Raw genomic sequence first — 25,647 nt, 5'->3', positions numbered from 1 at the left:
CTCATCTCCCCGGGGACAGCGCCCCGCTAGACTTCCCGTCGTACCGGATAGGCGGGCATGGTCCGGCGGCTCCGGACGTCACCGTGAGAACGGTGACGTTCCAGAACCATCGAGGAGCGAAGACCGGACGCCGCGCCCATCCGGGCATGAGGATCCACCACCCGGTGGATCACGGCCTCAGGAGGAATCCCCTTCATGTCGAGCGGTCTGCAGAAGTTCCTTGCCCTGCTGTTCATCCACGCCGGCGTCGTCATCATGTTCGTCAGCAGCATGAGCTTCGCCGGCGAGAGCCTCGCCGGCCTCGCCCTGTTCATCGGCGGCTTCGTCTGGCTGCCCCTCATCGGGCGCCGGCGCGACCGGCTCGCGCGGGGGCACGGGTGAGAAGTAGCCCACCAGCAGCAACAGCAGGCCCGCGCCGATAAAGGAGAAGATCCGGGCCAGGGTGCCGCTGCCGGCCAGATCCACCAGGAACAGCTTGATCACCACCACGGCCATCAGGCCGGCGCCGGCGAACCAGACCACGCGCCGGCCCCGGCGCGTGGCCTGCACCATGGTGGCCATGGCCAGGGCCGCCCAGGTCACGGACAGCGAGGCCTGGAGCTCCACCGAGGCGCCGAGCGCCCCCAGGGTGTAGGGAATTCCGAGCCAGTGGTGCACGGTGCGTGCCACCGCGCCGGTCACCCATGCCAGCAGCAGCAACGGCAGGAGCGCCTCGCTCCGGGCGGCCCGGCGCCGCCACGGCGCCCCCCTGGCGTCATCACTGCGCCACCAGTCCCACAACGTCCCCAACACCACCAGAACAGCGAGATCGAGGGGATTCAGCACCGGCTGCCAGGGCAGCGGCGCGGAAGCGCCGGCGCTGCCCAGCCCGGCATCCACGACCCAGACTGCGGCAGCCACCGCCACCGGCAGCACCCCCCAGGTCCGGTACTCCATCTGCCAGCGCCCGAGCGGCCAGGCCGGCCGGCCGCCACCGTGGCGGACCCAGAACAGCAGCAGCGCCGGCACCAACCCCCAGGCCAGCAGCGGCCAGGGCGGCCCCTCCCCGGGCAGGGACGCCAGCCAACCGGCCAGTTCCCACGCCAGCAGGAAGCCGAGCACCGCCAGCGCCAGCGCGTGCAGCCCCCGCCGCAGGGGGGCGGAGAGCCCAGGCTCCTGGCCGTGCAACGCCGCGTAGAACGCCGCCACCGTCAGCGGCCAGCACACGCTGCCCCACCCCCGCAGCGGACCCACGCTCCCCACCTCGAGGTAGCGCACCACCGACACCGCCGCCACCAGCGCCAGGCTGACCACGACCAGGCTGCGCAGGCGCGGCCAGTCGAGCCGCCGCTGCGCCACCGTGAACAGCCAGGCGCCGCCGGCCAGGAACAGGGCGAAGGCGGGGGAGCGCTCGGCATAGGGCACGAAATCACCGATCTCGGCGCTGCCGGTCCACAGCCACCACAACGCGCCCCACACCAGCACCAGCGCCTCGACGGGTTCCTCCCACTCCCGCAGCACCCCACGCCGGCGATAGAGCTGCCAGGCCGAGAACAGGCCCGCCAGGGCCAGTGCCGCTCCGCCCAGGAACGGGCCATTGAGCAGGGGCACCGTGGCGGATTCGCCCGGCATCCCCACCAGGTAGTAGCCACCGGCGCCCAGGAACAGCAGCAGCCCGAAGTGCCGCGCCGGCAGGCGCTCCTGGCGCAGGCCCACCCAGACCAGCGCGGCGCCCTCCAGCGCCCAGCCCACCACCGTCCAGCGGGCATCCACCGCCAGCGGCAGGGTCACGCTGGCGAACACCAGCGCCAGGGCCAGGCAGGACTCCTGCAGCATGCGGACGCTGTCCCGTCCGCGCAGCGCCAGCACCAGCGCCAGGTAGTACAACGCCAGGGCGCCGGCACTCCACGCCAGCCCGTAGCGGGTGTCGGCCACCAGCCAGGCCTGGTGGGCAAAGGCGATGATGGGGGTGCCGAAGACCAGGGTGCCGTCCAGGTAGCGCCGCGGGTCGAAGCTCCGCCGCAGGGCGTAGAGCACCGCCAGGGCGTTGAAGAGCAGGAAGAACAGGACCAGGAACGGCTCCACCGTGGCGAAGTGCTCGGGACGGTAGTAGCGCCAGCCCCAGAGGGTGCCGATGACGAAGGTGAAGGCGAACCCCACCAGGTTGAGGGACCGCCAGGCCTTGAACCAGGCCACCGCCAGGATGCCCACATCGAGGACCGCATAGTAGCCGAACAGGGCCACGTGGCTGCCGGCGCCGGTGGAGGCCAGCAGGGGGGCGAGAAAACCGCCGGTGGCGGAGGCCAGCATCAGCGAGCGGGCGTCCTGGACCACCGCCAGTATCGCCGCGGCAATGGCCAGCAGGGCCAGCAGGACGAAGGCCGTGCCCTCGCCGATCAGCGCATACAGGCGCAGGGCGGCGAACACCGTCAGGTAGAGGGTGCCCAGGCCGCCGCCCTGCAGCACCAGGGCATACTCGATCCGGCGCCGCCGCAGTCTCCACCCCAGGCCCCACAGCGCCACACCGCCGACCGCGGCCGCGGCCAGGCGCACCTCCACGCTGAGCCAGCCGCTGTCGGCGGCATACTTGAGCAGAAAGGCGACGCCGATGAACAGCACGGTGATGCCGACCCACACGGCCAGGCGCCCGGAGGCCACTAGGCGGCCGAGCAGGCCATCCCCGGCGGGGGCGCCTGCGCGGTCCGCGGCGTCGAGCGCCGAGCCGCTCCAGGGTTCCGGTTCCGGTTCTGGCTCCGGCGCGGCCAGGGCCGTCGGGACGGCAGGCTTCCCGGGTACGGTTTCCGGCGCCGCCTCCGCCGGTGCGACGTCCGGCCCGGGGGGCTCGACCGCGGCCCAGGCCTCACCGGGGGCCACCCTGTCCCCGGCCTCGGTCTCGGTCTCGGTCTCGGCCCAGACTGCCGGCTGCCGGCCCGCTTCCGTTCCGGCGGCGGCCTCCCGGCGCCACGCCGCCAGCGCCGCCTCCAGCCGCCGCAGCCGCTCGCCCTGCCGGCTGACGGCGGTTACCAGGCCGAGCAGGACCCCGCCCACCAGCGCACCCTCCAACCCCGCCAGCACACCGCCGACAGCCGCCCCGAGCAGCGCCATCACCCACAACGACAGATCCATGCCGTTCTCCACCGTCCCGTCCGAATTCCTACCACAATAGCAGAGGCCCGGCCGGGTCGGCCCGGCCGTCGGAAACGGGCGGGCATTGACAATGTCGCTCTGCAACACAAAAATGCGGTTTTACTGACGGAATGGGCGGGAATTCGACTTCCCGTCCGACCTCCGCCACGCAGGATGGGGGAACTGACCCTGCGCGCCGACAGGAGTCGGCCGACAACGGCGCCGGGCGCGGGAATGGAGGGGGACCGGGCCGCAGCGCGCCGCCCCTTCCGCCGTCTCTTCTCCAACGCCCCGTTATTCGGGCACAGTCCGGACAGCGCGCACGGGGCTCCGTACGGGTCCGGAGAACGGCCCGGCCCGGCCCACCCGTCCCCGCGTGACTGTCTTCCGGCACTGCAGCGTGCCGCGACAGGTGCGCACGGGCACCGCGGCCCACACCTGCCGGTTGCCGCCTTGAGCCTGTACGCGGCCGGCTATTGAAGGTGCCACGGCAGTCGCCCGGCACCCGGACAGACAACAAGACAGAGAATGAATCGGGGCTCCCACCGGCCGACGAGCCGGGCCCCACAACCAAAGGAGAGCGTTCCATGTCCGAGGTCAAGACCTACGATGTTCCGGCTGGGTTCGCAGCCAACGCCCACATCAACGAAGAGCAGTACCGGGCGATGTACCAGCGTTCCGTGGACGATCCCGAGGGCTTCTGGGCGGAACAGGCCGAGCAGTTCCTCACCTGGGACAAGCCCTGGGACAAGGTGCTGGACTGGGACTACCACAAGGCCCACATCCGCTGGTTCGACGGCGCGAAGCTCAACGTCAGCTACAACTGCCTGGATCGTCACCTGGAGACCCGCGGTGACCAGGTGGCCATCATCTTCGAGGGCGACGACCCCAGCGACGACCGCAGGATCACCTATCGTGAGCTGCACGAGGAGGTGAGCCGGTTCGCCAATGTCCTCAAGTCGCGCGGCGTGAACAAGGGCGACCGGGTCTCCATCTACATGCCCATGATCCCCGAGGTGGCGGTGGCCATGCTCGCCTGCGCCCGCATCGGCGCCATCCACTCGGTGGTCTTCGGCGGCTTCTCCCCCGAGGCGCTCAAGGACCGCATCCTCGACTCCGACTGCCGCGTGGTGGTGACCTCGGACGAGGGCCTGCGCGGCGGCAAGAAGGTGCCGCTAAAGAACAACGTGGACAAGGCCCTGCTGGAGTGCCCCAACGTCCACTCGGTGCTGGTGGTGAAGCGCACCGGCGGCAATATTCCCTGGCATGACAACCGGGATGTCTGGTACCACGAGGCCATGGCGGGCGCCGATGCCGTCTGCGAGCCCGAGCAGGTCGATGCCGAGGACCCGCTCTTCGTCCTCTACACCTCCGGCTCCACCGGCAAGCCGAAGGGCGTGCTGCACACCTCCGGCGGCTACCTGCTCTACGCCGCCATGACCCACAAGTACGTCTTCGACTACCACGACGGCGACATCTACTGGTGCACCGCCGACGTGGGCTGGGTCACCGGCCACTCCTACATCCTCTACGGACCGCTGGCCAACGGCGCCACCACCCTGATGTTCGAGGGGGTGCCCAACTACCCCGACGGCAGCCGCTTCTGGCAGGTGGTCGACAAGCACAAGGTGAACATCTTCTATACCGCCCCCACCGCCATCCGCGCGCTGATGCGCCTGGGCGACGAGCCGCTGGAGAAGACCAGCCGCGACAGCCTGCGCCTGCTCGGCTCGGTGGGCGAGCCCATCAACCCGGAGGCCTGGGAGTGGTACTACCACAAGGTGGGCAAGGACAACTGCCCCATCGTGGACACCTGGTGGCAGACCGAGACCGGCGGCATCCTCATCACCCCGCTGCCCGGCGCCATCCCCCTCAAACCCGGCTCCGCGACACTCCCCTTCTTCGGCGTGGTGCCGGCGCTGATGGACGCCGAGGGCAACGTGCTGGAAGGCGCCACCGAGGGCAACCTGGTGATTACCCGTCCCTGGCCGGGCCAGATGCGCACCGTCTACGGCGACCACCAGCGCTTCATCGACACCTATTTCAAGACCTATCCCGGCAACTACTTCACCGGTGACGGCGCCCGTCGCGACGAGGACGGCTTCTACTGGATCACCGGCCGCGTGGACGACGTGATCAACGTCTCCGGCCACCGCATGGGCACCGCCGAGGTGGAGAGCGCCCTGGTGCTGCACGAGGATGTCGCCGAGGCCGCGGTGGTGGGCTTCCCCCACGACATCAAGGGCCAGGGCATCTACGCCTACGTCACCCTGATGGCGGGCGTGGAGCCGACCAACGAGCTCAAGCACGAGCTCGTCACCCTGGTGCGCAGCGAAATCGGTCCCATCGCCACTCCGGACATCATCCAGTGGGCGCCGAGCCTGCCGAAGACCCGCTCGGGCAAGATCATGCGCCGCATCCTGCGCAAGATCGCCGCCAACGAGCTGGACACCATCGGCGACACCAGCACCCTGGCGGATCCCGCCGTGGTCAACGACCTCATCGACAACCGCGGCTCGCGCTGAGCCTCTGCCAACCACGATGACAAGGGGCCCCGGGGCCCCTTGTCTGTCTCTGCGGGTTGGACCAGCGACCATTCACCACGGAGACACGGAGCACACGAAGATAACCGGCGGAATGAAGGTCACAGCCTGGTGCACCCGACACGGGACAGCCCTTATGGTTGAACCCTATGGTTGAACCCTCTCAACTCTCACCAACCTCCATGCCTGCCTGGTGGCTTGAAAGGTCTGCCGGTTCATTTCACGGCCTTCCGGGTCCGGAACTCCGTACTGGCGCGGGCAAAAAAAACCGCCGACCCGATGCCCGGGCCAGCGGTGATGGAAAGGGAACGGGGCAGGCATCGCCCCGCCTCATCCTTGCGTCAGCCCTCCCGCTTGAGCTCCGTCACCGTCACCACCGCGCGAATCTCCACGCGCCGGTTCTCGGCACGCCCGGCGGCGCTGGCGTTGCTGGCGATGGGCTTGTGGAAGGAGTAGCCCTTGGCCATGATGCGGTCGGGTTCCACACCCTTGGATTCGAGGTAGCGTTTCACCGCCTCGGCCCGGGCCTCGGAGAGGCGCTGGTTGTAGGCGTCCGATCCGATATTGTCTGTATGGCCGGAGATGTCGAGCTTGGCCTTCGGGAAGTCCCGGGCGAACTTCACCACCTCGTCCAGGACCTGGAATGACGAGGGACGCAGACGGGCGGAATCGAAGTCGAACACCGTCCCCTGCAGGGTCACCGGCTTGTTCTGCATCAGGGCCTGGACCACCGGCGAGGCTTCCTGCACCGCCGGCTGGACGATCGGTTCGGGCTTCGGCTCCGGCTTCTTCGCGTCGAGGTAGTAGTTGAGGCCCAGGAGCAGGTTGCGGTTGACCAGATCGGTACCCTCATCTTTCGCCTTGGTGTAGTTCCACTCCACGCCCACACTGGCCTGGGGATGGAACAGGTATTCCATCCCGACGCCCGCCCGGAACCCCGCGGCATCGTGGCCGTCGGCGTCATCGGTGCCCATCACCTGGGCGACGCCGAGCTTCGCATAGGGCAGGAACCTGCCAGCATCCAGGCCCAGCTTCACCCCCGCACCCACGACGTTCGTGCCGTAGCAATGGGCATTGGGACTATCCTTGTAATCGCGGCAGGCGCTGCCGTTGTTCTCGAAGAAGCCCTCCACGCCCACTCGCCCTGATTCGCCGACGCGCCAGTCGTAACCGGCTTCCAGGCCAAGGCTGCGGGCGGTTTCCGATTCAGTCGCATGCTCCCCGTCGAGATGGGAGCTGTTCACCCCGCCCTTGACCCCCATGTGAAAGCCCATGGGGAACGTCTCCTCCCCGGACTCCGCCGCCACTCCCATCGCCGGGACGCATGCCGCGGCGAGCAGCACTGTCAACAACCTCTTCCGACCCTTCATATCCAGGCACCTCGTCAGTTTTCAGGAAATTCGTTGCCGATTCCCCCGCCCGGAGGCCTATGCCACGGCGGCAGGGGAACGTGTTCTCATGTCCACGGCAGCTCAGAACGTTGCGCCGGTACCCCAGCCATTCCCATCGCCGCCATCGTTGCCATCGCCGCCGTCGCCGCCATCGCCGCCATCGCCGCCATCGCCGCCGTCACCGCCGTCACCGCCGTCACCGCCGTCACCGCCGTCACCGCCGTCACCGCCATCACCGCCGTCACCGCCGTCACCACCGTCACCGCCATCGCCGCCGTCACCGCCGTCACCGCCGTCACCGCCGTCACCGCCGTCACCGCCGTCACCGCCGTCACCGGCGTCATTGGTGGAGAGGATGCTGATGTTCAGGAGCGTGCCGGTGCCGGTGTTGTGGGAGAGGATCTGCACTCCGATGGCGGGATCGTTCTCCGGCTGCGTCTCGTTGTCCGCCAGGACATTCAGATCCAGCAGTGATGCGGCCGGGCCGTTGTTGCCGGAAATCACATTGGCACCGATGAGCGGCGTGGCCGCCGTGGCTGCCGTATCATTGAGCGACAGCACGTTGGCGTTGAGCAGCGAGGCCGTGGGACCGTAGTTGTGGGCCAGGACGTTGGCGCCGATGACGGGCAGCTGCTGGTCCGGTGCCTGCGCGTTGTCGGTGATGACATTGGCGTTGATCAGGCTGGCCGCGTCACCGGTATTGCTGGAGAGCAGGTTGACATCGATAGTGCCGCCGGCGGAGCCGAGTGCCGAGCCACCGAGACTGTCCGCCGCACCGGCCACGGTTCCGGCCAGGGTGTCACCCGCCCCGGCGACCCCGCCCACGAGATCCCCCACCGGCTGGGTGAGTCCACCCACCGTCGGTACGCCACCGATGTCGAGCGTCGGCAGACCGCCGGCACCGCCACTCGCCTCCACGGTCGCGTAGATGCTCCCCTGGCCGTCGCCTCCCGCATCGACACTCACCGAGGGCAGCGTCGGCAGGGTGGGCAGGGTGGGCGCGGTGGCCACCGCATCGGCGGCTCCACTCCCCGCATTACCGACCGCCTGGCTCAATACAGGCAGCGTGGGCAGCCCCAGGTCCAGGGCCGCAATGTCGTTGCTGACGGCCCCGAGGCCGATGGCGATGGCGGCGGCCAGCGTCCGCCGAATGTACTTGGTCGAGCTCATAGTCCGGACCTCCACGAGTGCGCTTGCGCCTCATCAATTTCTGCATCGTGGCCTGCCCGGTGCCGACCCGGCCCGGTTCCTGGCCACGCCCTAGTGCCCCTTACCAACTAATCCCCAGATTCATCAGCCAACCGGCGCGGTAGTCGGACCGGTCTTCATCGGAAACCCCCTCCACCGCCAGTGGCTCGGCGTATCCCACGCTCAGGCTCACCGCCTCATGCCGCAACATCAGGTTCAGCCCAACATCGCTGAGGGTCTGACCGTCGCGGCCGCCATCGCGGGCCGATTCCACGTAACCCGCCTCGTAGTAGAGCCCTGCCGTGGCGCTCAGGGGTCCAAGGCGGGTTTCGGGCGTCGCCAGGCTCACCCGCGCCAGCCCCCCCCTGTCGCCGGATGCCACACCCGGCAGCCAGGCCATGAGATTTCCAAAACCGCCAAGGACGAACTCCCTGCTGTTCGGCACGACCGAATCGGTCCACTGCCCCTTGAGGTAGAGCCCTAGACGCAGTCCCGCCGGCAGGCCCTGCTCGTGGGAGAAGTAGAGGGAGCCTTGCGTGAACCGGGGATCGGGAACGCCGGGGCCCTCATCGGCCAGGCTGCCGGACGGCTCCGACAGGCCATGGTCGAGCGTCAAGTCGAGACCCGTCCGGTTGCGGAAGCCCAGAGCCTGCCCGTTCCTGCTGTAGCGCAGACCGAAAGAGGCATGGTTGTAGCGCTCATCCCGCAGCGGAATATCGCCCTGGTAGGCGCCATCCACATAGACCCGGCGGTCGGCCAGGTCGGAGACCCGCGTCAACCGCTCCACCAGGGTGAGGCGCGCCGAATCGGTGGCATACACGATCTGCTCGGCGAACAGGCCCACCCGGCGCACGGTTCCATCCTCGTAGCCGAACATCGGGCTCCCCTCCAGGTCGCCCAGGTAGGCGGCGTTGTTGGAGCGGAAACGGACTTCACTCAGACGCACGCCGAGCAGGCCGAAGGGGGTGTAGGCGGACAACTGGGCCACGCCCTTCTCCAGCTTGCTCCCGGGACCCGGGTCATCCTCGAGGCCCCCGAGCCCCTTCGTACCCGACAGGGACAGTTCGACGCCGTCACCCGGGCGCAGGGACACACCGGCACTGGCCAGCCAGCGGGAGGAGTAACGGTTTCCGTGATTGCCCAAACTGGCACTGAAGGTGATCCTGCGGGCATCGGGCAGCGGCTCCTCGCTGACCACGAGCCTGAGCTCGGTGGCATCCTCCAGCGGTTCGAAGCTGACCTTGGGGCGGGTGCCGTTACGCCGGCAGTACTGCTGTGCCACCGCGGTCCGGCGCAGGAGCGTGCCGCGCTTCAGGTCGGGGCGATCAGCCAGACCCGCATAGAAGCCCATGAGGGGCCCCGGCGCGCTGACAGTGACGATCCGCTGGGGTACCATGCGCAGGCTGACGCTGTTGCCCTCGATGCGCTCCACCACGGCCCCGCCGAACAGGAATCCCCCATCGCGGCGCGCCTGGGCGATGGCCAGAACGGCCTCGGCTGGCCCCGGTGCCTGCTCCAGCACCGTCTGCAGCCGGGACGGGGGCAACAGCCGGGGACCGCTCAGGGAGTAGCGATACCCGTGCGTCTCCACCACCTGGCGCACATCGCCACGGGCGCCGGCCGCCGCTTCCTGGACGGCAACGGTCGACGGCGCTTCTGGCGGCACGTCGGCAACGACTACAGGCATCTTTGCTCCAGACTCCGGTTCAGGTGACTGACTGGCCACGGCGAGGGATTCCACGGCCCACCATTCCCTTGACCGGGGCTGTGCCGAGAACGACGTGAGCGGGACGAATCATCACCGGGCAATCCGACCCGTCGCTCCGGTCAGGCCGGGCACCATTCCCTGGTGCGCGGGCCATTGACGCGGAATTCGTTCCTCACGCTGCCGGGCGATCCCTCCCTCGCGGACATGCCGGCAATTGTTAAAAACTGCAAACTGTGAACTGGTTCACAGCATAAATAAGGTTTCTGATTTGTCAACGGATAATCCCGCACCGAGTTGGTGCGGCAAGCGGCAATCGGGCGCGCTTCCCTCGGGCGGCGCCCTGGTGGCGGGATGGCAGGATGGCGGGAACGGCCGCTGCGGCATGGGCCGGTGGATAAGCGGCCACGGAAGATGATTGGTGCAGCGCACGCCGCTTGGGCTAAAATGCCGGAGTTTTGGGGTTGCCGGAATCTCCACCTTGCCGACAAGGGTCTACGGGCCGCACAGGACTGGCGGCTACCGGGCCAAAGATCATCCAGGCTGAACAACACCTACGACCAGGGAGCACACATGGGTTTTCTGACCGGGAAACGCGTCCTCATCCTCGGGCTCGCGAGCAACCGTTCCATCGCCTCGGGCATCGCCGAGGCCATGCATCGCGAAGGGGCCGAGCTCGCCTTCACCTACCAGAACGACAAGCTCCGGGATCGGGTACTGAAGCTCGCGGCCCAGTGGGGGTCGGAGCTGGCCTTTCCCTGTGACGTGGCGAACGACGAGCAGATCGCGTCGGCCTTCGCGGAGCTCGGCGGCCACTGGGACGGGCTGGACGGGGTGGTGCACTCCATCGCCTACGCCCCGCCCGGGCAACTGGAGGGGGACTACCTCGAGGACGTGACCCGCGAGGGGTTCCGCATCGCCCACGACATCAGCTCCTACAGCTTCGCGGCGGTGGCCAAGGCGGCACTGCCCCTCATGGAGGGACGCGGCGGCTCACTGCTGGCCATGAGCTACCTGGGCGCGGTGCGGGCGATACCCCACTACAACGTGATGGGCCTGGCCAAGGCGAGCCTCGAGGCCAATGTCCGCTACATGACCCGCAGCCTCGGGCCGCGCGGAATCCGGGTGAACGCCATTTCGGCGGGCCCGATCCGGACCCTGGCGGCGGCCGGAATCCGTGATTTCCGCAAGCTGCTGGACTACCACGAGCGCAATGCGCCCATGCGCCGCGCGACCACCATCGAGGAGGTGGGCAATACCGCCGCCTTCCTGGCCTCGGACCTGGCCGCCGGCATCAGCGGCGAGATTCTGTACGTGGACGGCGGCTACCACGTGGTGGCGATGGCGGAACAGGACGCCTGAGGCACCAGGCAGACGAAGAGAGGGGGGTGGCCCGGGCTGCCGGGCCACCCCCCTCGTTCTCGGCTCCGGCCACCCCGCGCCACGGACTGGCCCACCGTGCACCCCGGCCTCAATCCGGGGCCTTCCCGCCCTGCTCCGGTGCGGACCGGCGACCGAGCCAGGCGAACAGCGCGGCACTGCCGGCGAAGAGCAGGGCCGCGGCCAGCAGCGTCAGCACCAGCCCATCGATCCCCTCCCGGCGCAGGGCGACCAGCCCTGACAGCAGCAGCGATCCCGCCGCCCCGACTCCGGCCAGCAGCGCCAGCAGCAGGGCCAGCCACCGGCCGAACCTAGTGTACTGCTTCATTCCTGGAGGTGCTTCCAGCGCCGCCCGAAAACGTCAGGACAAGGCGCAGCGCGCAGGCCATGGTTGGTCCCTTGTCCAGTGCGACAATGCGGTCATGGCGCTTTCGGGGAGCCCCCTGCGGGCGGGCCGCCGGCCGGCCATCGGCGGCGTTGCGCTTGCCTGAAGGGGGGCCTGCCCTTCGGGCGCAAGCGCGCCTTGCATCTGATCGGACGGCGACTCGCTGAATGGGCCACCAGGAGTGCAGCAGTACACTGACCACGATTCGTGCCTCCCTTCCCGCACCGGACACCCGCATCAACCCCTGCCCCGGACCGGCAATGGAGCCGCGGAGCGCGTCGCCAGCCGGGCCGCAGCCGGACGGCGACTGATATACTTTCCGGGCCATGGTACCGTCAATCGCCCCGAAACGCCCGGTCTCGAGCGCCGGCAGGAACCGCCCGTGAAGGCCACCCTGCCCCTCCGCGCCCTGCTCGCGCTGGCCCTGGTGCTCGGCCTGCTGCTGGCGCTGCTGTTCCTGCTGATCGCCACCGAGTCGCTCCTGAACGTCCTCGATCGCCTCAAGGAGACGCCTCCCTGGGTGGGCCTGGCCTGGGGCGCGGCGCTGCTGGCGCTGGCGGTTGCCGGTGGCTGGCTGGCCTGGCGCCTGCTGCTGCCGCGCCGTTCCCGGCCGGGGCGTGCACAGCCGGCGCCGGCCGATCGCGCCGGCCTCGAGGCGGAACTGGAACGTCTCCGCCGGGAGCACGAGGGGATGGACACCCAGGGCGTTGAGCGGGAGCTTGCCGAGCTCGACCTGCGCACCGCCAGCGGCGCACTTTACGTGGCCCTGTTCGGCGAAATCAGCACCGGGAAAAGCAGCCTGGTGCGTACCCTGGTGCCGGGTGCCGAGCCGGCGGTGAGCGTGGACGGCGGCACCACCCGGGCAGTCACCCACTACCGCTGGGGGGAGGGCGACAGGCGGATCGAGGTGGCGGATGTCCCGGGCCTGAACGAGGCCGACGGCGAGCTGGACGGGCAGGCCCGCGCCGAGGCCCTGCGCGCCCACGTGGTCGTGTTCGTCTGCGATGGCGACCTGACCCGCGACCAGTACCGGGCCCTCCGCTCCCTGGTGCAGCTGGACAAGCCGCTGGTGGTGGCCATCAACAAGGCCGATCGCTACAGCACCGGGGAGATCGGGACCATCCGGGACCGCGTGCGCGAACGGCTGGAGGGCGCCCCCGATGTGGAGGTGGTGGCCATCAGTGCCGGCGGCCGCCGGGAGCTGGTGCGGGTACTGCCCGACGGCCGCGAGGAGCGGGTGACACGTGAGGCGCCGCCCCGGGTGGAGGATCTCCGCACCGCGCTGCGCTTCCAGCTGCAGCGGGACCCGCAGGCGCTCGAAGCCCTGCGCGAGCGCAGCACCGTGAAGCTGGCCACCGACCGCCTCCAGGCGGCAGTCAGCGACTACCGCCGCGAAAAGGCGCAGGCGCTCACCCGCCGCTATGCCCGCCGCGCCGTGGTGGGCGCCCTGGCCGCCGTGAGCCCGGGCACCGATCTGCTGGTCCAGGGTGTCCTGGGCGTCGGGCTGGTGAAGGCGCAGTGCGGCCTGTTCGGGGTTCCGGCGCGGAAACTGGATCTCGACACTTTCCTGGAACTGGTGCAGCGCAGCCTCAAGGGACGCACCACCCCGCTGCTGATGGCCGTGGCGGGCAACGCCTGCAAGGCCTTTCCCGGCCTCGGCACCATCGCCGGCGGCTTGATTCACGCAGTCGCCTATGGCCTGCTGTTTGACACCCTGGGGCGGGCGTTGGCCCAGACCCTGGAGACCCACGGCCGGCTGCTTCCCGAGGCGGCGGCGGAGACCTTCGAGGAGAGGCTCGGTGAAGATCTGGACACGCGTGCGCGACAACTGGCGCAAATGGTCCTCGAGACACGTCGAGCGCCCCGCGACGGATGAGCCCTCCGCTCCCGCCGCGGGCGAGGACCACCTGGCCCTGGCGCGCGAGAGCCTGCGCGAGCTGCTGCAGGACGACCGGGTGCCCGCCTCGGTGCGCGAATCCCTGGCCGAGGACTACCGCCAGGTGCAGGCGATGCTGGAGAAGCTGGAGCACGGCCATATCCACATCGCCGTCTTCGGCCGGGTCAGCGTCGGCAAGTCCGCCACCCTCAACGCCCTGCTCGGCGAGCCCCGGTTCCGCACCAGCCCCCTCCATGGCGAGACCCGCAGCGCCGATCTCGCCCACTGGCGCCAGTACGATGCCGGCGGCGTCTACCTGGTGGACACCCCCGGCATCAACGAGGTGGACGGCGAGGCCCGGGAACGGCTCGCGCACGAGGTGGCGGAACGCAGCGACCTGGTCCTGTTCGTGGTGGACGGCGACCTGACCCGCAGCGAGCTGGACGCGCTGCGGGTGCTGGCCCGCTATCGCCGTCCGCTCCTGCTGCTGCTCAACAAGGCCGACCGCTACACGCGGGAGGAGCGGGCGCTGCTGTTGCAGACCCTGGAGCGCCGCAGCGCCGGGCTGGTGGCGCCGGGCAACATCCTCGCCATCGCCGCCGAACCGGGCGAACGGGTCTACCTGCAGGTGGATGCCACGGGACAGGAGACCGAGGTGGTCCGGCGACCGCCCACGGAGGTGGAGAAGCTCCGCGAGCGGTTGTGGCTGGTGCTGGAGCAGGAGGGCAAGAGCCTGGCGGCGCTCAACGCCACGCTTTTCGCCGGTCGCCTGAGCGACCAGGTGGCCGAACGGATACTCGCCACCCGCAGGACCCTGGCCGACTCCCTGGTGCGCACCTACTGCGTCAGCAAGGGGGTGGCGGTGGCGCTGAACCCGCTGCCGGTGGCCGACCTCGTCGCCGCGGCGGCAATCGACATCGGCATGGTGGTGCATCTCTCGCGCCTGCATCGGCTGCCCATGAGCCGGAGCCAGGCTGGCGCGCTGGTGCGCACCGTGATCGGACAGATGGCTTTGCTCATGGGCACCACCTGGGCGGTGCACCTGGTCTCCTCCGCCCTGAAGCTCGGCACGGGCGGGCTGTCCACGGTCATCACCGCCGCCGCCCAGGGCGCGGTCGCCTACTACAGCACCTACGTGGTGGGCCAGGTCGCGGAGCGCTACCTGGCCCAGGGACTCTCCTGGGGCGCCGGCGGCCCGAAGCGGGTGGTGCGGGACATCCTGGCGAACCTGGACCGCGATTCCCTGCTGGCCCAGGCCCGCAGCGACATCCTGGCGCGTCTGCGCGCCGGCTGATTCAGCCGGCTTCCTTCTCCCGGGCCGGTTCCGGCGCGTCCCCGGCGGCCACGGACTCACCCGTCCCTGCCGTCTGCGCCGGGGCGAAGGCCGAGGTGTCGCCCGGCTCCGGAGCCGTCGTCTCCACCGCCGCGCCCTTCCCGGAAGGGTTGGCGTAACGGTCATTCAGCTTCTGCACGTAGATGTCGGCCACGCCCACCAGTCGCTCCAGCTTCCTGGCGGTACGACCGCTCCAGCCCAGCGGATTCTTGGCGAAGATGGTGCGCCACCACTGGGTGTTGCGCCGGAAGGCCCGGGCATAGCCCGCATGCCGGGAGGTCTCCGGGATTTCGGCCAGCGTCTTGCGAATCACCTGTCCGGCCGCCCAGTTGCGGATGCGGAAGTGGCCGTAGCCCAGCAGGACCAGCACCACCGCGGCCACGATGCCGGTAGTGACGGGATCGCTCTGCATGGCGCTCAGGGAGACGCCGGCCAGCAGATCGGTCCCCACGCCCAGACCCAGCACCACGGCGGCCAGGAGCGCGAGCATCAGCCCGTCGAGCCACAGCACCCGCTGGCGCCAGCGCTGCATGAAACCCTGCACCCGCGGCACCAGGTCGTCCTCCAGCATCCGCGCGGTGTGCTCCAGCATCCCGACGATGCGATAGGCCCGCTCCACCCCCACCTCGTCGATGCGCTGGTAGATGGCCGCCAGGTCGGCATCGCGCTTGCCTTCGAAGCGGCTCCGTTTCTGGGGGTCGTCGATGGGTACCGCGGCCCCGGTGTCATAGATGCTGTAGCAGCGCCCCGCGGTAAGGCCGTGCTGGGCCAGGGCCCGTTGCCAGGCGGCGAAGACCTGTTCGGGATTGTCTTCCCGTGCGGTGGTGTCGATCTGGTTGAGCACATAGAGGAACTTGCTCGAATCATGGCGGCTGATGGTGCTGCCCACCAGGTGTTCGAGGGTATCGTGCATGGAACCCGCCTCCGGATGACGGGCATCGAAGAACACGAGCACCAGGTCCGAGAGGTGAATGATGTGGTCGGTGATGCGCAAGGTGGAGGTGCGCTGCGCATCGGCGTCGAATCCGGGAGAGTCGATGAGTATCTTGCCGCGCAGCTTCTCGCTGGGACAGGTCTTGAGCTGCAGGTAGGCGTCGATGCGCCCGCCCTCACCGGTGGCCACCTCGTCGATGGACTCGCCGATCTGATAGAAGGGAAAGCGCGGATCGGCATCCAGGGACAACCCGGGCAGGGTGCGCACCATGCCCTCGCCGCTGAAGCACATGACGGTGAACTTGTCGTCCACCGCCTGGTTCCCGGTCGACTGCAGCGGATAGTCGAGGTAGGAGTTGATGAAGGTGGACTTGCCCGAGGAGTAGGTTCCGAGCACGGCGATGAGCGGCCACCAGGGCACGCGCGCCGCCAGCGACTCGTTCTTGCCGAGAAAGCCGAGACTGCGGCTGATCCTGTCCAGTTCCCTGAAGCTGCCCACCACCTCCAGCAGCACCGGATTCTCCTGCTTCAGGTGCCGCTCCAGTTGGCGCAGACGTTCGTTCATCTGGCCTTCGCCGAACATAGCGCTCTCCTTGTATATCGTGTTGTCCGGTCGCGGCGGCATCCATACGCCGCTGCACCGGGATATCCGGGCCGGGAGCCCGGGTTTTGTTCCGAATATGAGTGACCGGGCGGAGCGAGTCAAGGCGGTGCGCCCAGCGTTTTGTTCACCACGAAGGCCCGAAGAATACGAAGTAATCTGCAGTTTGATATGCGTCCATTCTTCGTGCCCTTCGTGCCCTTCGTGCCCTTCGTGCCTTCGTGCCTTCGTGGTGTAAGCAGTACACTAGTGTGCTGCTTCACTCCTGGAGGTACTTTCAGAGCCCCCCGAAAGCGCCAGGACAAGGCGCAGTGCGCAGGCAATGGTTGTTCCCTTGTCAAGCGCTGCAACGCCGTCATGGTGCTTTCGGGGGGCTCCCTGCGGGCGAGCCGCCGGCCGGCCATCTGCGGTGTTGCGCTCGCTTGAAAGGGGGCCTGCCCTTCCTGCGCAAGCGCGCCTTGCATCTGACCGGCCGGCGACTCGCTGAATGTGCCTCCAGGAGTGAAGCAGTACACTATGAGAACCGCTGCGAACGGAGACCGCCATGTACCGCCCGCCCCTGCCCCGCCTGCTGTGCGCCGCCCTGCTGATCCTGCTGCTGGCGCCCGCGGCCGCCTCCGCCCTGCCCCGTGCCAACCCCGTGCCCGGCGGCGTCGCCCTGGTGGCCATCGAGGCACCCGGCGCCACCGCCCCGAAGGCGTGGTACCGGGAGCGGCGGATCATGGTGCTGCCGGACGGGACTTCCTCCGGCCGCTGGTTCGCCGTGGTGGGCATCGCCCTGGACGCGGAGCCCGGCACCCACCGGGTGGAGTCGGAGCTTGCCGACGGCCGGCGCGAGACCCTGGAGTTCCTGGTCGTCTCCAAGGAGTACGCCAGCCAGCACATCACCCTCAAGGACACCCGCAAGGTCACCCCGCCGCCCGAGGATCTGGCCCGCATCCGCGACGAGACCCCGCGCATCAAGGCGGCGCTGCGGCACTGGAGTGACTCGGACCTTGTGCAGACCGGCTTCATCCTGCCGGTGGAAGGGGTGGTCAGTGGCAACTTCGGACTGCGCCGCTTCTACAACGACCAGCCCCGCAGTCCCCACAGCGGACTGGACATCGCCGCCCCGGCGGGAACCCCGGTGCAGGCGCCCGCCGCCGGCACGGTCGTCGAGACGGGTGACTTCTTCTTCAACGGCAACAGCGTGTTCCTGGACCATGGCCAGGGCCTGGTGACCATGTACGCCCACATGCAGGAGATCCGCGTCAGACCGGGCGAGCGCGTCCGCCAGGGGGACATGCTCGGGCTGGTGGGCAGCACCGGCCGGGCCACGGGCCCCCATCTCCACTGGGGCGTCAGCCTCAACGATGCCCGCGTGAACCCGGAGCTGTTCCTGCCGGAAACCACGGCAAAAAAACCTGAATAAGGATCCAGATCAAAGACTTATGGCCATCCCCACCGTATATTCGACCGCCGGGACAGACAGTTGGGGAGTGCGCCATGGAGACGGGTTCAGTACACAAGATCGGCACCAGCCGGCGGTATGAAGACGCGCATGCCCGCGAGATCATCGAGGACCTGGTCAACCAGCGCCGGCGCATGATGGTGCTGTTCTGCCATGCGGCGGGCCTGGACCGCTGCGGCATGCCGGCGGAGGCCGATGATCCGGACGAGGTCCTGCAGGCCTTCTGCAAGGCCCTGCTCGCCTACCTCGTCTACAGCGAAACCTGCTTCTTCGACTTGCCCCCGGAGCGCACACCCGAGGCCTTCGGCCTGCTCGGCCTCGAGCTGCAGCCGCAGATCAAGGCCACCTCGCACATCATGGAGGCCTTCTGCGAGAAATACGCCGGAGCGGAGCATACGCCCCTGTCCGAACAGCTCGATGAGGAGATGGCCCACCTGGGCGAGGCACTGTCGGCCCGGGTGGGGCTGGAGGATCAGCTGGCGCGGGTCCTGCTGCTCGGATAGCGGCCCCGCACGCCCTCGCGGCGCGGGCGCCGCCGGTCAGATCTCCGACAGGTAGGTCTTGAGGTGGACCCGGGCGAACTCCTCGGGGTCCCACTCGTTGTGGGTCAGCTCGTCGCGGCGCTCGGGGCGGATCACGTAGACCCAGGCCAGCACCCGCTCACCCGATTCACTCACCACGGTCAGCCGCTGCCGCTCGTAGAGATCACCCTCGTAGTGATCCAGCAGCATGAGGCTCGTGTTGTCCACATCGCCATAGAGCAGGCCGGTGGTCCGCGCGCCCTTCACCGGCATGACTCCCGGGTAGTTGGCGTCGCGCAGCTGATAGCGTGCGTAGTCGTCCAGGATGGCGGGCGTCCCGTCAAACACGCGACCGGTAATGGCCTGGATGACCTCGGCGATCTCCAGTGTACCGTAAGCGAACAACGGAAGTTCGGGCTCGATTTCCATAACCCCTCGGACTGGCTGATACGGCCGCGCCGGCCGGTTGCGGAACACGGGCGAGCGCCCTGCTGCCTGCTGGAACCATCTCTCCGGCCCCGGGTGCTCCCTGCGGACCGGCGAGGCTTCAGGACTGCGCCGGCCACCGGACAACGGCGTCGCCGACGGCAAGTAGGCAATCATCGGAAATATCACCCACCAGATGCAAGTGAATCTGGTTATAGGCCCATAAATTTTATGCCACCCCGTCCGGATTCACTCTCCCCGGGATGGCTCCGGCTCTTCCCGGTACTGGGAATGGAGCCTGACGGGCTCCTCCGCCCGCCGGCGCAGCCGCAGATTGAGCATCTCCACGGCCACCGAGAAAGCCATGGCGAAATAGATATAGCCCTTCGGCACGTGGACATCGAATCCCTCCACGATGAGGGTCACCCCCACCAGCACCAGGAAGCTCAGCGCCAGCATCTTTACCGTCGGGTGGGCATCCACGAACTCCCCGATGGGCTTCGCGGCGAACATCATCACACCCACCGCCGCCATGATGGCGATCACCATCACCTGGACCTGGTCGGCGAGCCCGATGGCGGTGATGACCGAATCCAGGGAGAAGACGATATCGAGCACCGCGATCTGCGCCAGGATGGAGAGAAAGCCGGCGCCGCCCCGGCCTTCCGTCTGTCCGTCCTCCACGCCCTCGAGACTGTTGTGGATTTCGATGGTGGCCTTGGCCAGCAGGAACAGCCCGCCGCCGACCAGGATGAGGTCCCGCCCGGAGACGGCCTCGCCCAGGACCGAGAACAGCGGCTCGGTCAGGCGCATCACCCATGCCAGGGACAACAGCAGCAGGATGCGCGTGCCCATGGCCAGGCCCAGCCCCAGCACCCGGGCACGGTTGCGCTGGTGCGCCGGCAGGCGCCCCACCAGGATGGTGAGAAAGATGATGTTGTCGATGCCGAGGACGATTTCGAGCAGGGTCAGGGTGGCCAGCGCCATCCAGGCCTGCGGATCGGTCAACCATTCCATGCCGTTGCCATTTCCTGCCGTGGTGGAATCGGCCGCGGGCGCGGCCTGGTGAGGGCGCAGAATACACCATCCCGCGCGGGAGCAGCAGCCGGCCCGACAATACCCAGCGCAATGATCGGATTTTCCCCTTTCTGATATAATCCGCTCCCGTTGTCATTGCCTCCCGAGCCTCGCCATGCTGTCCGCCCCCAACCTGTTCGGCTACCGCAAGTACTGGGCCCAGCGCCTGACGCCCGCCCCCCAGCTGCCCATGACGCGGGCGGAGATGGATGCGCTCGGCTGGGACAGCTGCGATGTCATCATCGTTACCGGGGACGCCTACGTGGACCACCCGAGCTTCGGCATGGCGGTCATCGGCCGGGTGCTGGAGGCGCAGGGCTTCCGCGTGGGCATCATCGCCCAGCCCGACTGGACCTCGGCGGAGGCGTTCCGCCGCCTGGGGCGGCCCAACCTCTTCTTCGGGGTCACCGGCGGCAACATGGACTCGATGGTGAACCGCTACACCGCCGACCGCCGCCTGCGCTCCGACGACGCCTACACCCCCGATGGCGAGGGTGGCCGCCGCCCCGACCGCTCGGTGCTGGTCTACGCCCAGCGCGCCCGGGAGGCCTTCAACGACGCGCCCATCGTCATCGGCGGCATCGAGGCCAGCCTGCGCCGCATCGCCCACTACGACTACTGGTCCGACAAGGTGCGCCGCTCGGTGCTGCTGGACGCCAAGGCGGATCTGCTGGTCTACGGCAACGGCGAGCGCCAGGTGGTGGAGATTGCCCACCGGCTGGCCCGCGGCGAGCCGCTGGCGACGCTCACCGACATCCGCGGCACCGCCCATCTCACCCGCGGCATTCCTCCGGAATGGACCGAGATCGACTCCACCGAGGTGGACCGTCCCGGCCGGGTGGAGCCCCATCCGGACCCCTACGCCGCCGCACCCGGCTGCGCCGCGCAGCCCGCCGCCGGCGGCTCGCACCCGGTCCGCATCCAGCGCTCCCGCGATCGGGCCCATGAAGTGATCCGCCTGCCGGCCTTCGAGCAGGTCCGCCGCGACCCGGTGCTCTACGCCCACGCCTCCCGCCTGCTGCACCTCGAGACCAATCCGGGCAACGCCCGTGCCCTGGTCCAGCGCCACGGCGACCGGGATGTCTGGATCAACCCGCCGCCCATCCCCCTGACCACCCGGGAACTGGACGCGGTCTTCGATCTCCCCTACACGCGGGTGCCCCACCGGGACTACGGCCAGGCGCGGATTCCCGCCTACGAGATGATCCGGTTCTCGGTGAACATCATGCGCGGCTGTTTCGGCGGCTGTACCTTCTGCTCCATCACCGAGCACGAGGGGCGCATCATCCAGAGCCGTTCGGAGAAGTCGATCCTGCACGAGATCGAGGAGATCCGGGACAAGACCCCCGGCTTCACCGGCGTCATCTCCGACCTCGGCGGTCCCACCGCCAACATGTACCGGATGGCCTGCCGCAGCGAGGCGATCGAGGCCGCCTGCCGGCGCCTCTCCTGCGTCTACCCGGAGATCTGCGAAAACCTGGGCACCGATCACGGCCCCCTGGTGCGCCTCTACCGCAGGGCGCGCAGCCTGTCGGGTGTGAAGCGGGTCTTCATCGCCTCGGGGCTGCGCTACGACCTGGCGGTGCAGTCACCGGAATACGTGCGGGAGCTGGTGACCCACCACGTGGGGGGGTACCTGAAAATCGCTCCCGAGCACACGGAAACCGGCCCGCTGGCGAAGATGATGAAGCCCGGCATCGGCACCTACGACCGCTTCAAGGAGATGTTCGACCGGTTCTCCAGGGCGGCGGGCAAGGAGCAGTACCTCATCCCCTACTTCATCGCCGCCCACCCCGGCACCACGGACGAGGACATGCTGGAACTGGCCCTGTGGCTGAAGCGCAACGGCTACCGCGCCGACCAGGTGCAGGCTTTCCTGCCCTCGCCCATGGCGCTGGCCACCGCCATGTATCACAGCGGCATGAACCCGCTGCGGAAGGTGGGCCGCGGCAGCGAACGGGTCACCACGCCGAAGGGGCTGCGCCAGCGCCGCCTGCACAAGGCCTTTCTCCGCTACCACGACCCGGAGAACTGGCCGCTCCTGCGCGAGGCGCTGAAGCGCATGGGCCGCGCCGATCTCATCGGCAACGGCAAGCGCCACCTGGTGCCCGCCTGGCAGCCGGCCGGCACCGGCGGTCGCGGCGAGGGCCAGCGCACGGCGCACGCCAGGCCGGGGGACAAACCCTTCCGGACCCAGCATACCGGCCTGCCGCGGACGCCGGCCGCCCCCCGCGCCGGAAAGGAGCGCAAGCCTGCGCGCCGCGGCAAGCCGGCGGTCCGCGGGACGCCACGGGGCTGACCGGCACAAGCCGGGGCGGAGCCGGGACACCCCCCGCCCCAAGACACCCGCTTCGCCCCTCGCGAAGACCACGCCGACAGGCCGGCGCCTGGTCGCCATATCCCACACCGCTGCGGCACATCCCACGCTTGTCCCGCACCTGCACAACCACAACACGCTGTTTTATATTGATTTAAGAACTGGCACGCCCCCTGCTTACCGAATTGACATCCGTCAATCACCCCGGGCAAAGGGATCGACCCGCCGACCCGGATCAGGGAGGAAGAGAGATGATCGCACACAGAATCCCCGGCTGGCTGGGCGCCCTGGCCACCCTGCTGTCACTCACGGCCTGGGCCGCCCCGGCCGCCGCCGCACCGCAGGTGGTGGTCACCGTGCCACCGCTGTACAGCCTGGTGGAAAGCCTGATGGAAGGGGTGGGGAAACCCGAACTGCTCTACGACCGCCCCGAAGACCTGGAGTCCGATCTCCTCGGCGCCACGCAAACGCTGGAACTCGTCACCGCCGACATGGTGGTCTGGGTCGGGCCGGAACTGGAACGATCCCTGGCCACGGCTCTCGCCGATATGCCCCACGTCCGTGCCAACGCGGTCACGGTGGGCCATCACCTGCCGCTGCTGCACGCCGTCCCCGGCAGCCGCTGGATGAGCGTCGTCGACGAAACCGGAGCCGCCCATGACCCCCAATTCTGGCTCGATCCGCGCCTGGCCGTGATGGCGGTCCGCCACATCACCCCGCAACTGGTGAAGATGGACCCGGACAACTGCGATACCTACCTGGACAACGAGATTCGCCTGGTCGGCCAACTGCGGAAACTGGAACAGGACCTCCAGACACGGCTCGCCCCCCTGCAGGGACGGGCGGTGGCGCTGGCGCCGGATGCGCCCCGCTACCTGGCCTGGCGCTTCGGCCTGGTCGATGCCCGTCTTGACAGCACCGCGGCCAACGCCGACGTGGCGGTTCTCGAACTGGATGCGCTGGGTTACGGCGCCGTCCGTGACGGCGGGAGCTACTTCACCCTGATGGAGCGCAACCTGAACACCCTGCTCGCCACCCTGGAGCCGGAAGCCACCCCCCTGGTGCGCACGGCCTCCCGGATGAAAACCGCCCCCGCACTTTAAGATCGGGCTGAGGCGGGACGCCCCCGGGAATGCCCCGGGGACGGTCCCGCCCCAGCGCTCCTTCCACTCGAGACTCTGAGCGCGCCGGCCGATCCAGATCGTCCTGCGCCGCCCCGGCCTCCGCCCGCGGTTCGGCCAGCACCTCCGTGATGCCCGGCCGGGCAGTGACACACAGCCCCCCTTCCAGCCCTCCGGCTCCGCCGAGGGCGACCACTGTGCCTGACCGTTCCCCGGAGCCGGCGATCCGGGGCAAACGGCTGGCCCTCGCTCCACTCCGGCGTACCGTTCAGCCGCACCAGGGAGAGGCCCGCCGGGAGTTATTGCACCGCAACAGGGCAGCTGGGCGACCGCTGGTTCACCGACTCACTTGCAACGCAGGCAACACCAGGGATTCATGGGGCAGACCAGGAGCGCGCCGAGAATCACCACGACAACGGCCGGAAAGAGAATGTAGACGAGGTGTGCGGTTCCCATGAAGACCTCCCTGTGGCGACGTGTGGTGTACTGACCGGGCCGGCTCCCGTTGCTGCCAGTCTGCCGGAGGACTCTGACCGACGGATGAATCACGAATACAGAGGCAAGAACTACGCCACCATGGGCAGCGCCGGCCGGGAGGAGAGCATGGCCACCCACCGCGGAACGGGATGGCGATCTCGTCGCCCCCCGGTCTTTGGGGTAGACTCCATCCCATGAAGGATGTCGCCACCCCAACCCGCATCGTCGACCTGGGCCGTCGGGCCCTGCACGGGCTGGAGATCGGCGGGCTGCTGGTGATTGCCGTGGCCACCCTGGTGGCCGGATTCCAGGAAGTCCACACCATGGTCGCGGCCCGCCACGTCACCCTGGCGGATCTGCTCCTGCTGTTCATCTACCTCGAGGTGCTCACCATGGTGGGGGTCTACCTCGAGTCGGGCGCCCTGCCCATCCGCATGCCGCTGTATATCGCCATCGTGGCGCTGGCCCGGCACCTGATCCTGGACATGAAGTCGATGTCGCAGTGGGACATCATTGCCGCCGCACTGGCGATCCTCATCATCGGTGTCGCCGTGCTGGTCATCCGCTACGGCCACCTGCGCTTCCCCTATCTGAGCCGCGGCGACAGCACGGACGGCGAAGCCCCGGAGCGCTGAGGCGCACCTCCGATCACCCCGGGCGACGCCCGGCACGGCATGACCGGGCGGCGCGGGTTCAGCCGCTGTCCGTCACGGGCTCTTTTCCGGCAGGGAAATGTTGAGCTCCAGCACCGAGTAGTCCCCGTCCTTCTCCAGGTTCACCCTGACATCGCCCGGATCGATGGGCACGTACTTGCGGATAACCTCCAGGATGTCCTTCTGCAGCAGGGGCAGGTAATCGGGACCGCTGCGCTGCAGGCGCTCGTGGGCCACCACGATCTGCAGCCGCTCCTTGGCGATGGAGGCGGAGTTCTTGCGGGAGGTACGGAAGTAGTCGAGCCAACCCATGGCGTCAGGTCCCGAACAGCCGGCGGAGCAGTCCCTTCTTCTCCCCGTTCATGTGGCGGTGGGGCCGCTCCTCGCCGAGGAACCGGGCCACCACGTCCTCGTAGGACCGGCCCGCGTCACTGGACTCCTCCAGAATCACCGGCACCCCGGCGTTGGAGGCCTGGAGCACGCTCTGGGACTCCGGAATCACGCCGAGCAGGGGGATGCCAAGAATCTCCAGCACGTCGTCCACCCCCAGCATCTCGCCCCGGGCGACCCGCTGGTGGGAGTAGCGGGTGAGCACCAGGTGTTCCCGGATGGGCGCGTCGCCCTGCACGGCGCGGCGCGACTTGCTGGCCATGATGCCGAGAATGCGGTCGGAGTCCCGCACCGAGGAGACCTCGGGGTTGGTCACCACCAGCGCCTCGTCGGCATAGTACATGGCGGCAAAGGCCCCGTGCTCGATCCCCGCCGGGGAGTCGCAGACGATGTAGTCGAACTCCCGGCCCAGATCCTCCAGCACCCGGCCCACGCCCTCCAGGGTCAGGGCCTCCTTGTCGCGGGTCTGGGAGGCGGGCAGGATGTGCAGGTTCTCCACCCGCTTGTCGCGGATCAGGGCCTGGTTCAGGTTCGCCTCGTTGTTGATGACGTTGACGAAATCGTAGACCACGCGCCGCTCGCACCCCATGATGAGGTCCAGGTTGCGCAGCCCCACGTCGAAGTCGATGACCGCGGTCTTGTGCCCCTTCCGGGCCAGACCGGTGGCAAACGCGGCGCTGGTGGTGGTCTTGCCCACCCCGCCCTTGCCGGAGGTGACGACGATCACTTTGGCCACAACAGTACTCCTCCTGTAAATGCCGGCATGCCGGCCAGT

General features: G+C 68.7%; 19 protein-coding genes. 9 read left to right on the top strand and 10 right to left on the bottom strand.

Annotated elements, in window-relative coordinates; genetic code table 11:
* Positions 1 to 177: 177 nt before the first annotated feature.
* Positions 178 to 3,105, bottom strand: a complete 2,928-nt coding sequence (locus DFQ59_RS04290) for a DUF2339 domain-containing protein (RefSeq protein ID WP_114278394.1) — start codon at positions 3,103 to 3,105, stop codon at positions 178 to 180.
* A 587-nt stretch (positions 3,106 to 3,692) separates the two neighbouring features.
* Here DFQ59_RS04290 and acs point away from each other — a divergent pair.
* Positions 3,693 to 5,630, top strand: coding sequence for an acetate--CoA ligase (gene acs, locus DFQ59_RS04285; protein WP_114278393.1), 1,938 nt, complete (start codon positions 3,693 to 3,695; stop codon positions 5,628 to 5,630).
* A gap of 359 nt (positions 5,631 to 5,989) precedes the next feature.
* Here acs and DFQ59_RS04280 read toward each other — a convergent pair whose 3' ends face one another.
* The 3 genes from DFQ59_RS04280 to DFQ59_RS04270 all read right to left on the bottom strand — a co-directional run bounded on the left by DFQ59_RS04280 (position 5,990) and on the right by DFQ59_RS04270 (position 9,914).
* A complete protein-coding gene (locus tag DFQ59_RS04280) occupies positions 5,990 to 6,991 on the bottom strand; it encodes an OmpA family protein (protein WP_245937191.1) in 1,002 nt (333 codons plus the stop codon).
* A 129-nt stretch (positions 6,992 to 7,120) separates the two neighbouring features.
* Positions 7,121 to 8,209 carry a hypothetical protein gene (locus DFQ59_RS20025; protein ID WP_211314771.1) on the bottom strand — a complete coding sequence of 363 codons (1,089 nt, stop codon included), beginning with the start codon at positions 8,207 to 8,209 and terminating at the stop codon, positions 7,121 to 7,123.
* A gap of 100 nt (positions 8,210 to 8,309) precedes the next feature.
* Positions 8,310 to 9,914 carry a ShlB/FhaC/HecB family protein gene (locus DFQ59_RS04270; protein ID WP_147275166.1) on the bottom strand — a complete coding sequence of 535 codons (1,605 nt, stop codon included), beginning with the start codon at positions 9,912 to 9,914 and terminating at the stop codon, positions 8,310 to 8,312.
* A gap of 591 nt (positions 9,915 to 10,505) precedes the next feature.
* Here DFQ59_RS04270 and DFQ59_RS04265 point away from each other — a divergent pair.
* Positions 10,506 to 11,294: an enoyl-ACP reductase FabI gene (locus DFQ59_RS04265; RefSeq protein ID WP_114278390.1), complete on the top strand. Its 789-nt coding sequence runs from the start codon at positions 10,506 to 10,508 to the stop codon at positions 11,292 to 11,294.
* Positions 11,295 to 11,403: 109 nt separating this feature from the next.
* On the opposite strand, the gene DFQ59_RS04260 is transcribed toward DFQ59_RS04265, so the two are convergent.
* The gene (locus DFQ59_RS04260) at positions 11,404 to 11,640 is read right to left on the bottom strand and encodes a hypothetical protein (RefSeq protein ID WP_114278389.1); all 237 of its coding nucleotides are present in this window, start codon (positions 11,638 to 11,640) and stop codon (positions 11,404 to 11,406) included.
* Positions 11,641 to 12,079: 439 nt separating this feature from the next.
* Here DFQ59_RS04260 and DFQ59_RS20180 point away from each other — a divergent pair, with 439 nt between their 5' ends.
* Entirely contained in the window at positions 12,080 to 13,573 is a 1,494-nt protein-coding gene (locus DFQ59_RS20180) for a GTPase (protein WP_114278387.1), read from the top strand.
* A complete protein-coding gene (locus tag DFQ59_RS04245) occupies positions 13,497 to 14,867 on the top strand; it encodes a GTP-binding protein (RefSeq protein ID WP_245937177.1) in 1,371 nt (456 codons plus the stop codon). The genes DFQ59_RS20180 and DFQ59_RS04245 overlap by 77 nt, the downstream gene beginning before the upstream one ends.
* Position 14,868: 1 nt before the next feature.
* Here the strand turns inward: DFQ59_RS04245 and DFQ59_RS04240 are convergent, their stop codons facing one another.
* A complete protein-coding gene (locus DFQ59_RS04240; protein ID WP_245937176.1) occupies positions 14,869 to 16,404 on the bottom strand; it encodes a dynamin family protein in 1,536 nt (511 codons plus the stop codon).
* A 580-nt stretch (positions 16,405 to 16,984) separates the two neighbouring features.
* On the opposite strand from DFQ59_RS04240, the gene DFQ59_RS04230 reads away from it, so the two are divergent.
* Both DFQ59_RS04230 and DFQ59_RS04225 read left to right on the top strand, forming a co-directional pair.
* On the top strand, positions 16,985 to 17,851 hold the full coding sequence (locus DFQ59_RS04230; RefSeq protein WP_114278383.1) for a peptidoglycan DD-metalloendopeptidase family protein: 867 nt from the start codon (positions 16,985 to 16,987) through the stop codon (positions 17,849 to 17,851).
* Positions 17,852 to 17,925: 74 nt separating this feature from the next.
* Positions 17,926 to 18,393, top strand: coding sequence for an Rsd/AlgQ family anti-sigma factor (locus DFQ59_RS04225; protein ID WP_114278382.1), 468 nt, complete (start codon positions 17,926 to 17,928; stop codon positions 18,391 to 18,393).
* A gap of 36 nt (positions 18,394 to 18,429) precedes the next feature.
* On the opposite strand, the gene DFQ59_RS04220 is transcribed toward DFQ59_RS04225, so the two are convergent.
* Positions 18,430 to 18,816, bottom strand: coding sequence for a gamma-glutamylcyclotransferase family protein (locus DFQ59_RS04220; RefSeq protein ID WP_170142027.1), 387 nt, complete (start codon positions 18,814 to 18,816; stop codon positions 18,430 to 18,432).
* 270 nt (positions 18,817 to 19,086) lie between these two features.
* Positions 19,087 to 19,854, bottom strand: coding sequence for a TerC family protein (locus DFQ59_RS04215; RefSeq protein ID WP_114278380.1), 768 nt, complete (start codon positions 19,852 to 19,854; stop codon positions 19,087 to 19,089).
* A 175-nt stretch (positions 19,855 to 20,029) separates the two neighbouring features.
* On the opposite strand from DFQ59_RS04215, the gene DFQ59_RS04210 reads away from it, so the two are divergent.
* The 3 genes from DFQ59_RS04210 to DFQ59_RS04200 all read left to right on the top strand — a co-directional run bounded on the left by DFQ59_RS04210 (position 20,030) and on the right by DFQ59_RS04200 (position 24,464).
* Complete coding sequence (locus DFQ59_RS04210) at positions 20,030 to 22,213, top strand: YgiQ family radical SAM protein (RefSeq protein ID WP_114278379.1); 2,184 nt, start codon at positions 20,030 to 20,032, stop codon at positions 22,211 to 22,213.
* 269 nt (positions 22,214 to 22,482) lie between these two features.
* The gene (locus DFQ59_RS04205; RefSeq protein WP_114278378.1) at positions 22,483 to 23,334 is read left to right on the top strand and encodes a metal ABC transporter substrate-binding protein; all 852 of its coding nucleotides are present in this window, start codon (positions 22,483 to 22,485) and stop codon (positions 23,332 to 23,334) included.
* A 689-nt stretch (positions 23,335 to 24,023) separates the two neighbouring features.
* A complete protein-coding gene (locus DFQ59_RS04200) occupies positions 24,024 to 24,464 on the top strand; it encodes a phosphate-starvation-inducible protein PsiE (protein ID WP_114278377.1) in 441 nt (146 codons plus the stop codon).
* A gap of 72 nt (positions 24,465 to 24,536) precedes the next feature.
* On the opposite strand, the gene minE is transcribed toward DFQ59_RS04200, so the two are convergent.
* Positions 24,537 to 24,794 carry a cell division topological specificity factor MinE gene (gene minE / locus DFQ59_RS04195; protein ID WP_114278376.1) on the bottom strand — a complete coding sequence of 86 codons (258 nt, stop codon included), beginning with the start codon at positions 24,792 to 24,794 and terminating at the stop codon, positions 24,537 to 24,539.
* 4 nt (positions 24,795 to 24,798) lie between these two features.
* Entirely contained in the window at positions 24,799 to 25,608 is an 810-nt protein-coding gene (minD, locus tag DFQ59_RS04190; RefSeq protein ID WP_114278375.1) for a septum site-determining protein MinD, read from the bottom strand.
* Positions 25,609 to 25,647 lie beyond the last annotated feature (39 nt).

Origin of the sequence: Thioalbus denitrificans (assembly GCF_003337735.1) — a bacterium.
Taxonomy (GTDB): Bacteria; Pseudomonadota; Gammaproteobacteria; order DSM-26407; family DSM-26407; genus Thioalbus; species Thioalbus denitrificans.
This window is presented reverse-complemented; position numbering and strand designations above follow the sequence as displayed.

What these genes read in the sequence shown, in the direction of transcription:
- DFQ59_RS04290 (WP_114278394.1), bottom strand. Translation starts at nt 3,105, where the DNA reads ATGGATCTGTCGTTGTGGGTGATGGCGCTGCTCGGGGCGGCTGTCGGC.
- acs (WP_114278393.1), top strand. Translation starts at nt 3,693, where the DNA reads ATGTCCGAGGTCAAGACCTACGATGTTCCGGCTGGGTTCGCAGCCAAC.
- DFQ59_RS20025 (WP_211314771.1), bottom strand. Translation starts at nt 8,209, where the DNA reads ATGAGCTCGACCAAGTACATTCGGCGGACGCTGGCCGCCGCCATCGCC.
- DFQ59_RS04270 (WP_147275166.1), bottom strand. Translation starts at nt 9,914, where the DNA reads ATGCCTGTAGTCGTTGCCGACGTGCCGCCAGAAGCGCCGTCGACCGTT.
- DFQ59_RS04265 (WP_114278390.1), top strand. Translation starts at nt 10,506, where the DNA reads ATGGGTTTTCTGACCGGGAAACGCGTCCTCATCCTCGGGCTCGCGAGC.
- DFQ59_RS04260 (WP_114278389.1), bottom strand. Translation starts at nt 11,640, where the DNA reads ATGAAGCAGTACACTAGGTTCGGCCGGTGGCTGGCCCTGCTGCTGGCG.
- DFQ59_RS04240 (WP_245937176.1), bottom strand. Translation starts at nt 16,404, where the DNA reads ATGAACGAACGTCTGCGCCAACTGGAGCGGCACCTGAAGCAGGAGAAT.
- DFQ59_RS04230 (WP_114278383.1), top strand. Translation starts at nt 16,985, where the DNA reads ATGTACCGCCCGCCCCTGCCCCGCCTGCTGTGCGCCGCCCTGCTGATC.
- DFQ59_RS04225 (WP_114278382.1), top strand. Translation starts at nt 17,926, where the DNA reads ATGGAGACGGGTTCAGTACACAAGATCGGCACCAGCCGGCGGTATGAA.
- DFQ59_RS04215 (WP_114278380.1), bottom strand. Translation starts at nt 19,854, where the DNA reads ATGGAATGGTTGACCGATCCGCAGGCCTGGATGGCGCTGGCCACCCTG.
- DFQ59_RS04210 (WP_114278379.1), top strand. Translation starts at nt 20,030, where the DNA reads ATGCTGTCCGCCCCCAACCTGTTCGGCTACCGCAAGTACTGGGCCCAG.
- DFQ59_RS04205 (WP_114278378.1), top strand. Translation starts at nt 22,483, where the DNA reads ATGATCGCACACAGAATCCCCGGCTGGCTGGGCGCCCTGGCCACCCTG.
- DFQ59_RS04200 (WP_114278377.1), top strand. Translation starts at nt 24,024, where the DNA reads ATGAAGGATGTCGCCACCCCAACCCGCATCGTCGACCTGGGCCGTCGG.
- minE (WP_114278376.1), bottom strand. Translation starts at nt 24,794, where the DNA reads ATGGGTTGGCTCGACTACTTCCGTACCTCCCGCAAGAACTCCGCCTCC.